At 65.7% G+C, this 12,368-nt stretch carries 8 protein-coding genes; 4 read left to right on the top strand and 4 right to left on the bottom strand.

From position 1 onward, the window contains the following. Positions 1–174: 174 nt before the first annotated feature. Entirely contained in the window at positions 175–2,280 is a 2,106-nt protein-coding gene (gene mutL, locus N4T19_RS00410; protein ID WP_260719163.1) for a DNA mismatch repair endonuclease MutL, read from the top strand. 79 nt (positions 2,281–2,359) lie between these two features. On the opposite strand, the gene N4T19_RS00405 is transcribed toward mutL, so the two are convergent. The 4 genes from N4T19_RS00405 to N4T19_RS00390 form a co-directional block, all read right to left on the bottom strand. Further along, positions 2,360–3,928 (bottom strand): DHA2 family efflux MFS transporter permease subunit, encoded by a 1,569-nt coding sequence (locus N4T19_RS00405; RefSeq protein ID WP_021027661.1) that lies wholly within the window; start codon positions 3,926–3,928, stop codon positions 2,360–2,362. A 43-nt stretch (positions 3,929–3,971) separates the two neighbouring features. Continuing rightward, positions 3,972–5,210 (bottom strand): HlyD family secretion protein, encoded by a 1,239-nt coding sequence (locus tag N4T19_RS00400; RefSeq protein WP_116924979.1) that lies wholly within the window; start codon positions 5,208–5,210, stop codon positions 3,972–3,974. An 80-nt stretch (positions 5,211–5,290) separates the two neighbouring features. Continuing rightward, entirely contained in the window at positions 5,291–6,835 is a 1,545-nt protein-coding gene (locus tag N4T19_RS00395) for an efflux transporter outer membrane subunit (protein WP_260719162.1), read from the bottom strand. After that, positions 6,832–7,440: a MarR family winged helix-turn-helix transcriptional regulator gene (locus tag N4T19_RS00390; RefSeq protein WP_182345285.1), complete on the bottom strand. Its 609-nt coding sequence runs from the start codon at positions 7,438–7,440 to the stop codon at positions 6,832–6,834. The genes N4T19_RS00395 and N4T19_RS00390 overlap by 4 nt, the downstream gene beginning before the upstream one ends. A gap of 378 nt (positions 7,441–7,818) precedes the next feature. On the opposite strand from N4T19_RS00390, the gene gdhA reads away from it, so the two are divergent. From gdhA to miaA, 3 genes are all read left to right on the top strand, one after another. Then, a complete protein-coding gene (gdhA, locus tag N4T19_RS00385) occupies positions 7,819–9,165 on the top strand; it encodes an NADP-specific glutamate dehydrogenase (protein WP_182345284.1) in 1,347 nt (448 codons plus the stop codon). Positions 9,166–9,296: 131 nt separating this feature from the next. Further along, positions 9,297–11,168 (top strand): M48 family metallopeptidase, encoded by a 1,872-nt coding sequence (locus N4T19_RS00380; protein ID WP_260719161.1) that lies wholly within the window; start codon positions 9,297–9,299, stop codon positions 11,166–11,168. A gap of 159 nt (positions 11,169–11,327) precedes the next feature. Then, entirely contained in the window at positions 11,328–12,353 is a 1,026-nt protein-coding gene (miaA, locus tag N4T19_RS00375; RefSeq protein WP_182345282.1) for a tRNA (adenosine(37)-N6)-dimethylallyltransferase MiaA, read from the top strand. Positions 12,354–12,368 lie beyond the last annotated feature (15 nt).

Below are 12,368 nucleotides of genomic sequence, written 5' to 3'. Positions count from 1 at the left end.
GCTGAAGAATTCCAAAACACAACCTCTCTACACAAAAACCGCAGCGGTCATGAGACCCTGCGGCAAACCATCTGGATGCCACCCTCCCAGCCCTCAGAGGCACAGCCCCAGAGCCCAAAGTGGCGATTGCACACTTTACCCCGAATGCCAGGCGGCTTTGCCTAAAATCCCTGCATGACCGCTGATACCGCACCCGCCACCCTTGACCCGGCAGACGCCCCCAACGACGCCCTGACGCCTGCAGCCGACAGTGGCAGCAGCGCGGCGCCCACGCGCCGACCCATCCAGGATCTGCCCGATGAGCTGGTCAGCCAGATTGCGGCCGGCGAGGTGGTCGAGCGCCCCGCTTCCGTCGTACGCGAGCTGGTCGACAATGCGCTCGATGCGGGCGCCACCAGCATCACCGTGCGCCTGCTCGCCGGTGGCGTGCGGCTGATCACCGTCGAAGACGACGGCTGCGGCATTCCGCGCGAAGAGCTGCCCATTGCGCTGCGCCGCCACGCGACCAGCAAGATCCGCAACCTGCATGACCTCGAATCGGTAGCCACCATGGGTTTTCGGGGCGAGGCGCTGGCTGCCATTGCCTCGGTGTCGGAGATGAGCGTGCTCTCGCGCCCCGCCCAGCAAGAGTCCGCCTACCTGCTCGATGCCCGCAGTGGCGAGCTGCGCCCGGCCGCCCGCAACCCCGGCACGACGATGGAGGTCAAGGAGCTGTTTTTCAGCACGCCTGCGCGGCGCAAGTTCCTGAAGACCGATGCCACCGAGCTCGCCCATTGCGTCGAGGCCGTGCGCCGCCATGCGCTCACCCGCCCGGGCGTGGGCTTTGCGATCTGGCATGAGGGCAAGCTGGTGGAACAATGGCGCGCCACGCTGCCGCCCCGCAACGATCAAGACCAGCCCGACGACGCTGCCTGGCAGCAGCTGGAGCAGCGCGCGATGGACAAGCGCCTGGCCGATGTGCTGGGCCCCGATTTTCTCGAGCAATCGATTGTTGTGAACTACCAGGCTGGCCATGTGCAGGTGCGCGGCCGCGCGGGTCTGCCCGATGCCGCTCGCTCGCGTGCCGACCAGCAGTTCTGCTATGTCAACGGCCGCTTTGTGCGCGACAAGGTGCTCACCCATGCGGCCCGCGCCGCTTATGAAGATGTGCTGCACGGCCACCGCCAGCCGGTCTATGCGCTCTATATCAGCCTCGATCCGATGCGCGTCGATGTGAATGTGCACCCGACCAAGATCGAGGTGCGCTTTCGCGATAGCCGCGAGGTGCACCAGGCGGTGCTGCATGGCGTGGAGAACGCGCTGGCCGCCCCGCGTGCCCAGCAGTTGCTGGATGCAGCGGCCGCCGCACCCACAGCCGCCGCTGCGGGCCAGCCCACCGCCTTGCCCGGCCAGGCCTATGCGCCAGCTCCCCAGGCACAGACTGCGATGCGCTTTGAGGCCCCGCCCCGCGTCAACGGCCTGCAGGCGCTGCAGCAAACCGCTGCGCTCTGGTGCCAGGGCGGGGGCGCTGCAACGCCGGATGCAGCGCTGGCAGGCATGTCCAGCAACACAGCGACCAGCATCGATGCCACGCCCTGGCAGGTGCAGGAAGCGAGCCCGCGCTGGAACCCGCAACCCGCTGCCGGCGTGATGGCTGCCGGCGCCCCACTGGTGCCCACCCTGCCTCCGGAATCTGCCGACAACCCCTGGCCGCTGGGCCGCGCCGTGGCGCAAATCCATGGGGTCTATATCCTCGCAGAAAACGCCCAGGGCATGGTCATTGTCGATATGCATGCCGCCCATGAGCGCATCGTCTACGAGCGCCTCAAAAGCCAGCTCGATGACGGTGATGCCAACAGCGCCATTGCCAGCCAGCCGCTGCTGATTCCCGCGACCTTCTCGGCCACACCCGAAGAAGTGGCCACCGCCGAAGACCACAGCGAGACCCTGGCCCAGCTGGGGCTAGAGGTCGTGCCCTTCTCGCCCAAGACCCTGGCCGTGCGCGCCACACCCACCACCTTGGCCCAGGGCAACCCGGTAGAGCTGGCGCGCAGCGTGCTCGCTGAGCTGGCCCAGCACGATGCCAGCACCGTCGTGCAGCGCGCCCGCAACGAGATCCTGGGGACGATGGCCTGCCACGGCGCCGTGCGCGCCAACCGGCAACTCACCATCGACGAGATGAATGCGCTGCTGCGCGATATGGAGCACACCGAGCGCTCGGACCAGTGCAACCATGGCCGGCCCACCTGGCGCCAGCTGAGCATGAAGGAGCTGGACGCGCTGTTCTTGCGCGGCCGCTAAACCGCGCCCCAGCGCCCAGACCGAAAAAAGGAAGCCGAGGCTTCCTTTTTCCATGTATGCAGCCGTGTGCAGTGCTGGATCAGTGCGCAGCCGATGCTGCCTCCGATCCGCCGCCGCCCTGGCCCTTCTTGGGGCCCTTGGCCAGCCAGACCAGCGGGATCAGCAGCAGGAACAGCATCGACGAGGCCCAGAAAATATCATTGGCCGCCAGCATAAAGGCCTGCTGGTTGACCAGCTGGTCGACCCGGGCGAGCGCCTGCTGCAGCGTAAGCCCGCTGGCCTGCAGGCCTTGCACCACTTGCGCGGTGGGGCCATCGCCCAGGCTGATGTGCTCGACCAGTTGCGCATGGTGCAAGGTGGCGCGGCGCTCCCAAAGGGTGGTGGCGACCGAGGTACCGACGGCACCGGCAGTGATCCGCACAAAGTTCGACAGGCCCGATGCACTGGGCATTTTCTCGGGCGGGATATCGCTCAAGGTGATGGTCATCAGCGGGATGAAAAAGCCTGCCATGGCCGCACCCTGCACGATGGTCGGGATCATGATGGTCGTCAGGTCCACCTGGGTGTTGAAGCGCGAACGCATCCACATCACCAGACCGAAGACGATGAACGAGGCCGTCGCATAGCGCCGGGGATCGACCTTGTGGATGGTCTTGCCCACCACCGGTGAGAGCACCAGCGCCAGCAAGCCCACCGGCGCCAGCACCAGGCCCGCATCGGTGGCGGTGTAGCCCATGAACTGCTGCAGCCACAAAGGCAGCAGCACCACATTGCCGAAGAACAGGCCATAGCCCACCGAGATGGCCAGGGTGCCCGCCCAGAAATTGCGGTTCTTGAACAGGCGCAGGTCCACCACCGGGTGCTTGTCGCCCAGCTCCCAGATCAGGAAGTACAAGAGGCCAACGACCGCAATCACCGCACAGGCGACCACCATCGGCGACTGGAACCAGTCGTGCTCCTTGCCGATATCGAGCATGATCTGCATCGCCGAGACCCAGACCACCAGCAGCCCCAGACCGATCGCATCGATCGGCAAGGCCTTGCGGACCGAATCCCGGTTGCGGAAGATCGCCCAGGTGGCGCCCACGGACAGCATGCCGACCGGCACATTGATGTAGAAGATCCAGGGCCAGGACATGTTGTCGGTGATCCAGCCGCCCAGGAGCGGCCCCATCACCGGCGCGATGAGGGTCGTCATCGACCAGAAGGCCATGGCCGTGCCCGCCATCGCGCGCGGGTAACTGGCTAGCAGCAGCGACTGCGACAGCGGAATCATCGGCCCGGCGACAAAGCCCTGCAAGATGCGGAACGCGATCAAGGTCGTCATGTTTGGGGCCAGGCCGCAGAGCCACGACGAGATCACGAACAAGGTCACGCTGAGCATGAACAAGCGCACCTGGCCAAAGCGCATCGACAGCCAGCCGGTCAGCGGCACCGAGATCGCATTGGCCACGGCAAAGCTGGTGATCACCCAGGTGCCCTGGTTGGCGCTGACGCCCAGGTCACCGGCAATGGCCGGCAGCGACACGTTCGCGATCGACGTGTCCAGCACATTCATGAACACCGCAGCTGAGAGCGCCAGGGTGCCAATGAGGCGCGCCGAGCCTTCGAGCGGCGGGTGGGGTAGCGAGGGATTGGAAGTTGCCATAACGCATCCTTGGGCCACCCTCTGGGCGGCCCCTGGTCAAAAATTACAGCTTCTTGCCGGCGTTGCTGGCGATGACCTGCGCAATCACCGCATCGGCGCCTTCGTCCTGCACCTCATAGACATTGGTCTGCACCAGGGGCTCCTTGCGCGGCACATCGGCCAGCAGCTTGCCGTCCTGGTTCTGGATGTCCACATCGACCAGCATCGACAGGCCCACGCGCAGCGGGTGCTCCTGCACCTGCTTGGCATCGAGCGCAATGCGCACCGGCACGCGCTGCACGACCTTGATCCAGTTGCCCGTCGCGTTTTGCGCGGGCAGCAGCGAGAAGGCCGAGCCGGTGCCCACCCCCAGGCCTTCAACCGTGCCGCTGTACTCGACCTTCTTGCCGTAGAGATCGGCCGTCATCTTGACGGGCTGGCCCAGGCGCAGGTTGCGCAGCTGGTTTTCCTTGAAGTTGGCCTCCACCCAGAGCTGGTTCATCGGCACCACGGTCATCAGCGGCGTGCCGGGAGCCACGCGCTGGCCCACCTGCACCGAGCGCTTACCCACCACGCCCGAGACGGGCGAGACCAGCTCATTGCGCTGCATCGCCAGATAGGCCTCACGCACCTTGGCCGCAGCGGTCAGCACATTGGGGTGGTCATTCACGCTGATGCCTTCGGTCAGCGACTGGTTGCTGGCCAGCTGCTCGCGCGCCGTGTTGACGGCGGCCTGCGACGCATTGACCGCTGCCTGGGCGGCATCGACCTGGCTTTGCGCATGGCTCAGCTCTTCCTTCGATACGGCGCCATTGCCCGTCAGAGCCTGGCGGCGCTTGAGGTCGCTTTGCGCGCGCACCAGGTCGTTCTTGGCCTTGGCCACCTCGGCCTGGCGCTGCGCGATCTGCGCAGTGTAGGAGCCATTGTTCACATACAGGGTGCGCACCTGGCGCACCGCCTGGGCCAGGTTGGCCTTGGCCTGCTCGAAGGCCACCTTGGCATCAGCCGGGTCCAGGCGCACCAGCGGCTGGCCTTCCTTCACATAGTCGGTGTCATCGGCCAGGATGGACTGCACCGTGCCGGCGGTCTGCGGCGCGATCTGCACCAGATTACCCTGCACATAGGCGTTGTCGGTTTCTTCGAAGTGGCTGTTGACCATCCAGTCATAGATGCCGTAGGCGGCGCCCAGCACGATGACGATGCCGGTCAGGCGCAGCAGCCATTTTTTGCGCGGCTGGGCTGCCGGTGCCTCAGGGGCAGCGGGCGCGGCGGAGGGAGAAGCGGAGGTGTTGTTGTTCGACATGGTATTGCGTAGCGAGTTATGTGACGAGAGGCGTCGCCTTCAAGGTCTTGCTTATGTGTGTTGCACGCGAGGTGGGCAGGTCAGCTCCTGGCGCTGTCCATCGGGGCGTTGGTCTGGGTGGGGAAGTTGCCGTCCAATTCGGCATTGCTGTCGCTGTTGCTGCTGCTCTGGGTCTGCTGCTGGTAGCCCCCACCCAAAGCCTGGGCCAGCGCGGCATTGGTCGACAGAATGCGGGCCTCGACATCCACCATCTGCTGGCGCTGGGTGAGCACATTGGTCTCGGCCGACAGCACATTCAAATAGGTGCCAAGCCCTGCGGCATAGCGCTGGTTGGCAATATCGAGCGCGCTTTGCGCGGCATCGGCAGCGCGGCGCTGCTCGGGCAGTTGGGCCTGCGCGGCGCGCACGCTGGCGACCTGGTCGGCCACATCGTGTACCGCCGTGATCACCGCCTGGTTGTAGGCCTGCACGGCCAGCTCGTAGTCGGCCGATGTGCCGCTCAGGTTGGCACGCAGCCGGCCCGAATCAAAGATCGGCAGGCTCAGCGCCGGGCCCACGCCCCATTCACGCGCGCTGCCCTTGGCAAAGTTGTTAAAGCCAATGCTCGACAGACCCAGGAACGCGGTCAGATTGATATCGGGATAGAACTCGGCCTTGGCCTGGTGAATGCCCTGCTCGGCCGCTTCCACGCGCCAGCGCGCGGCCACAATATCGGCACGGCGCCCCAGCAGGTTGGATGACAGCTGCGACGGAAAACGCGGCAGGCTCAGTTGTGTGATAGGCGATGCGACCAATTCCTGGGCGCGTGCGGGCTGGCCCATCAGCGCGGCCAACGCGTTTTGTGCCAGCTGCTTTTGCTCACGCACTTGCAGCAACTGCACCTTGGCTTGCGGCACGCCGCTCTCGCTTTGGCGCACTTCCAACGTGGTCTCCAGGCCTGCGTCATAGCGGTCACGCACCAGTTGCAAGGTGTGGGCACGCTGGTCGATGGCGCGCATGGCCACCTCTTCCTGCGCCTGCAGACGTGACAGCTGCACATAGGCCTGCACCATGGAGCTGGTCAGCAGCACGCGGGCGGCGTCCATGTCGGCCTGGGCCGCGCGGGCCGAGCCCACGGCGGCATCGAGCGCAGCGCGGTGCTTGCCAAACAGGTCCAGCGACCAGCTGCCATTGATACGCGCCTCTGCCGTGCTGTAGTTGTTGCCCGCCAGGGGCGGCGGAATCATGCCATTGGCCGGCGCATGGTTGCGCGCGGCACTGGCCTGACCATTGACCTGCGGGCCCATTGCTGACTCACTGACCTGCGCCAGCGACCAGGCCTTGCGGATGCGCGCCTGCGCCGATTGCAGGTTGGGGCTGTCGGCCAAGGCGGTATCGATCAGCGCATTGAGCTGCGCATCGCCCAGCGCCTTCCACCACTGCGCATCGACCGGGGCCACGGTCGCGGCCTGGTCTGCCGCTGAAGGCTCAGTGAGCAAGCCGACGGACTGCGGCGAGCGCATCTGGGCATGTGTATCGATGCCGCGCATATCGGCGCATCCGGCGATGAACGTGCTGGCCGCCAGCGCAATGGCTGACAGGGCCAGCCGGCGGTCGGCGCCCACAAATGAAAAACTGCTGGTCATACTGCCCTCTCCTTGCCGGGCTGCTGTGCTGTGTTGTCGGAGTTGTCGGTGGCGTCACCGGCGCAGCCATCGGGGGGCAGGCACATGTCCACCGACAAGGTGTTGGGCATGGCCTCATAGATGCGGCGCAGGTAACCGTGGAACTGGGTCAATTCATCGGGTGACAAGGGGCTGAGCGCGGCGCTGTTGACGCCTTTGACGATATCGGGCACCTGCCTTGCAGCAGCCAGCCCCTCCTCGGTCAGGCACAGGCTGACCACGCGGCGGTCGTCGGTGGAGCGTTCGCGCTCGATGATGCCCTTGTCGACCAGGCGGTCGATGAGCCGCGTCATCGCGCCCGGGGTCTGCAAGGTGCGGCGCGCCAGGTCGGCCGCCGTATGGGCCTTGCCGCTGGCCAGGTGCAGCACAGGAATCCACTGCGCCTGCGTCAGGCCCAGCGGCTCCATGCGGCGGTCCACCTCGGCACGCACCACAGTGGAGATGATGCGCATCAGCCAGCAGGGGAAATCCACCGGCCGGATGGCTTCAATCTCGGGAAAGCCGCCCGCCAGCGCTTCTTGGTCCTCGCCAGCAGACGCGGGTTTTTCCTGGTGCGAATCGGTCATGCCGCAGGCCCTTTCTGAAATGGTTTACAAGGCAATGATTATCCAATCATTCATTGCCTAGGCAATTGTTGAAAAGGCAAAGACCACAATCGGCACACAGATTTGTGGCACTGCAGCGCCCGGGATGACAGCCAGCCCCCCGCACAGCCCCATTTCAGGGCATGGCAGCCGGCCCGTAAAGCCGCTCGCGCCCTCAAAAAGCACCAAACCAGTGCGACCCGCTGATTGTTCAGGGTCATCCCATGTGGGTTTTATGCATTAATGCATGCGGATTCGGCATAATGTCGGTTTTCGGCGCGATGGCGCACCATCGCTGTGCACACCTCGGCCCTCGCACAAAATCAGTGCAAGCCGGCTTTAGACCTTGAAAGTTTGTCCATGCAACACCAATCCCTGGCCCAGTTTCTCGCTTACGTCGAACAGCGCAACCCCGGCCAGCCCGAGTTCTTGCAGGCCGTGACCGAAGTCATGGAAAGCCTGTGGCCCTTCATCGAGAAGAACCCCCGCTACGCCCAGCACAGCCTGCTCGAACGCCTGGTCGAGCCCGAGCGCGTGGTGAGTTTTCGCGTCAGCTGGGTGGACGACCAGGGCGTGGTGCAGGTCAACCGTGGCTACCGCATCCAGCACAGCATGGCCATCGGCCCCTACAAGGGCGGCCTGCGCTTTCACCCCTCGGTCAACCTGTCGGTGCTCAAGTTCCTGGCGTTTGAGCAGACATTCAAGAACGCGCTGACCACGCTGCCCATGGGCGGCGGCAAGGGCGGCTCGGACTTCGACCCCAAGGGCAAGAGCGATGCCGAAGTGATGCGCTTCTGCCAGGCCTTCATCAGCGAACTGTTCCGCCATGTGGGCTCGGACACTGACGTGCCCGCCGGCGATATCGGCGTGGGCGGCCGGGAAGTGGCCTTCATGGCCGGCATGTATAAAAAGCTGGCCAACCGCGCCGACTGCGTGTTCACCGGCAAGGGCCTGGCCTTTGGCGGCTCGCTGATCCGCCCCGAAGCCACCGGCTTTGGCACCGTCTACTTTGCGCAGGAAATGCTCAAGACCCGTGGCAAGAGCTTCGAAGGCCTGACGGTCTCGGTTTCGGGCTCGGGCAATGTGGCGCAGTTCGCCATCGACAAGGCCATGGCACTGGGCGCCAAGGTGGTCTCGGCTTCTGACTCCTCGGGCACCATCTACGACGCGGCCGGTTTTGACGGTGACAAGCTGGTCAAGCTGATGGACATCAAGAACAAGCAGTACGGCCGCGTGAGCGACTACGCCAAGCAAGTGCCGGGCGTGGAGTACTACGAAGGCAAAACCCCCTGGTTCATCAAGGCCGACGTGGCCCTGCCCTGCGCCACCCAGAACGAGCTGGAACTGGCCGACGCCCAGACCCTGATCAAGAACGGCGTGCTGTGCGTGGCCGAAGGCGCCAACATGCCTTGTACCATCGAAGCGGCCAAGGCCTTTGAAAAGGCCGGCGTGCTCTACGCGCCCGGCAAGGCATCGAACGCCGGCGGCGTCGCCACCTCCGGCCTGGAGATGAGCCAGAACGCGCTGCGCCTGAGCTGGCCCGCTGCCGAAGTCGACCAGCGCCTCTTTGAAATCATGGAAGGCATCCACTCGGCTTGCGTCAAGTACGGCCAGCGCGACGACGGCACCATGAGCTATATCGACGGCGCCAATATCGCCGGCTTTGTGAAGGTGGCCGACGCCATGCTGGCCCAAGGCGTGTTGTAAAAACGCCCGGGCATAGCGCCCGGTCAGCACCCACTGCACAATGCCCCCATCGTTCAGCGCGCTGGGGGCTTTTTGCTGCGCGCCAGAACATCACAACGACAACCACAACGACAAGGTATGAGGGGCGGGCCATGGAGCAAGCGGACTTTATCCATCTGGTGCGCGAGAGCGAAATAGAAAGCGCCAACGACAGCGCCGCCTACCGGCGCAGCGTCATCCAGTTTGCGCTGCTGGGCTACCTCTGGGTGGTGGGCTGCCTGGTGCTCAGTCTGGGCGTCCTCGGCTTTGTCGTGGCCCAGGCAGTGCGCGGCCAGTTTCGCGGCGGCTATGTGCTGGCGCTGGTGTTTGCGCTGGGCCTGCTGTGGACCAGCTTCAAAGCGCTGTGGACGGGCCCGGCCGACGAGCCCGAAGGCATTGCCATTACCGAGGCCGAGGCTCCGGAGCTGTTCAAGGCGCTCGATCGCATACGCCGCAAGGTCAAGGGCCCGGCCATCGATGCCGTCTACCTGCAAGATGACTTCAATGCCGCCATCTGGCAGCGGCCCCGCTTTGGCATGCTGGGCGTCTCGGTCAACTACCTGATAATTGGCCTGCCGCTGCTGATGGCGCTCGACAAGGCCAGGGTGATGGCCGTGCTGGCCCATGAATACGGCCATCTACGCGAGAACCATAATCGCCTCAGTGCCTGGGTGTACCGCTCGCGGCGCGCCTGGCTCAAGCTTTACTACAGCATGCGCGAAGATGACGGCCCGATGGCCGCAGCCACCCGCTCGTTCCTGAACTGGTACTTTCCGCGCTTTGCCGCCAAGACCTTTGCGATGGCCCGGCAGGACGAGTACGAGGCCGACCGCATCGCCGCCCAGCTGCTGGGGGCCGACGTGGCGGCTGCCACACTGACCGAGCTGGAGATCAAGGCCGCCTGGCTGAGCGATGCCTTCTGGGGCCAGCACTGGCGCAGCGCAGCCCAGCACCCGCTGCCCCAGGGGCCGTTCAGTGCCATGCAGGCCCTGCTGCGCCTCAAGCCCGAGCCGGCATTTGCGCAACAGGCCCTGCGCCAGGCGCTCGCGCGGATCAGCGATGTGGACGACACCCATCCCGCCTTGCGCGACCGCGTGGAGGCCATCAGTGGCGAGCGCCCTGGCCTGCCCAGCTGGTCCACCAAAGGCGCTGTGAGCCTGCTGGGCCCCAAGGCTGCGGAATGGATGCAGCAGTTCGACGCCCGCTGGTGCAAGGACAACGCCAGCACCTGGAAGCAGCACCATGCACGCATGGCGCGCTGGCAGCAGCATGCCCAGCAGCTGCGTGCCAATGCGGCCCACTCCAGCAATGCAGAGCTGATCGAGCGCGCGCGCATTGAGCGCAAGATCGACCGCCAGGCCCCCGTGCGCCAGCTCTACGAGCAGGTGCTGGCCCGTGATGCGCAGCACCCCGGCGCGCTGGCCGGACTGTCCGCCTGCCTGCCCACCAGCGATACCGCCTTGCAGCAAAAATGCCTGGAGGCGCTGTGGCAGACCGCCCCGAGCTACCGTCCCTATGCCACGCGGGCGATGGTGGGCATGCTGGAGGCCCAGGCCAAGCAAAGCAGCTACGACGCTGCCGCCATGCGCCTGTGGCGTGACCGCGCCCGCGAGGCCGAACAGCAACAGCAGGAATTTTTTGACCGCTTGCAGCAGGCCCCTGTGTTCCAGGGCACGCGCGTGAACGATCTGAGCGCCTTCGAGCTGGCCGATCTGCGCGGCGAGCTGGCCCTGTTCAAGCCGATCAGCCAAGCCTGGCTGCTCAGCAAACCAGAATCAAGCATGCCCGAGCTGCGCATCCATCTGCTGCTGGTGCAGGCCCCTCGCCTCCATGAAGAGCAACGCAGCGAGCTGCGCCGCGCGCTGTACGCCGATATCGACCTGCCCGGCATGCTGCTGGTGGTGTGCGTGGGCCCGGGCGAGCCGGCCAGCGAAGAAGAGGCAAGGCGCCACGCGCGCCAACCCATTTACCTCGCCACTCTGTAGAACCAGCGTCAGGCCTGCATCGAAAACTCCCGCCCAGCCAGTTGGCTTCGCTTTGGCCCTACACTGGCGGCCAGACATCACTCCTGTATTGATAGCTGTCTGCGCCAGCCCCCATGCCTGCATAGGGTCCCTGCGTGGCCAGCTCACCGCTTCTTTACCGTGCCATCCGCTGCAAGCTCTCCTCTCTGCCTGGGCCTGGCAGGCCCCACCGCCTCCGGCAAGACCGGCGCTGCCATTGCGCTGGCGCAGCAACTGGGCGCGGCGCGGCCCGTCGAGATCATCAGCGTGGACTCGGCCCTCATCTACCGGGGCATGGACATTGGCTCGGCCAAGCCCAGCGTGCAGGAGCAGGCCGGCATTGCCCACCACCTGCTCGATATCCGCGACCCGCTGGACGCCTACAGCGCGGCCGAGTTTGTGCGCGATGCGCTGGCGCTGGTCGCGCAAATCCATGCGAGGGGCGGCATCAGCTTGCTGGTGGGCGGCACCATGCTGTACTTCAAGGCGCTGATGGATGGCATGGACGATATGCCCGCCGCCGACCCGGCAGTTCGCGCCCAGCTTGATGCCGAAGCCGCCCTCCATGGCTGGCCCCATATGCATGGGCTGCTGGCGCAGGTTGACCCGGTGACCGCGCAGCGCCTCGCGCCGGGCGACAGCCAGCGGGTGCAGCGCGCGCTGGAGGTCTGGCGCATCAGCGGCCAGCCGCTGTCGCACTTCCATGCGCAGCAAAAGCGGCCGTCGCCACTGCTGCAGCTGGCACCGGGTTTTCAGCTCTTCAGTTTGGAGCCCAGCGACCGCGCCTGGCTGCATGCGCGCATTGCGCTGCGCTACGACCAGATGCTGGCCCAGGGATTCTTGGCCGAGGTGCAGCAGCTGCGCGCGCGCGGCGATCTGCAGCTGAATCTGCCATCGATGCGCTGCGTGGGCTACCGCCAGATGTGGGAGATGCTCGACCGCTGCGCAGAGCGAGGCATTGCCGTGCACACCGAGCGCGACGTGCCGCCCGCATTGTGGGCCGAGATGCGCGAGCAAGGCATTGCCGCCACGCGCCAGCTGGCCAAGCGCCAGATCACCTGGCTGCGCAGCATGCCCGCCCGCCAAGCGATTGCCTGCGATGCGCCGGGTGCGCTGGACCAATGGCTGCGCGCCGCCAGCGCCCGGCTCGCCGCTGCTGGCGCCTAAACGCGGGCCCACACC

The organism is Comamonas squillarum, assembly GCF_025309455.1.
Classification (GTDB): Bacteria; Pseudomonadota; Gammaproteobacteria; order Burkholderiales; family Burkholderiaceae_C; genus Comamonas; species Comamonas squillarum.
This window is presented reverse-complemented; position numbering and strand designations above follow the sequence as displayed.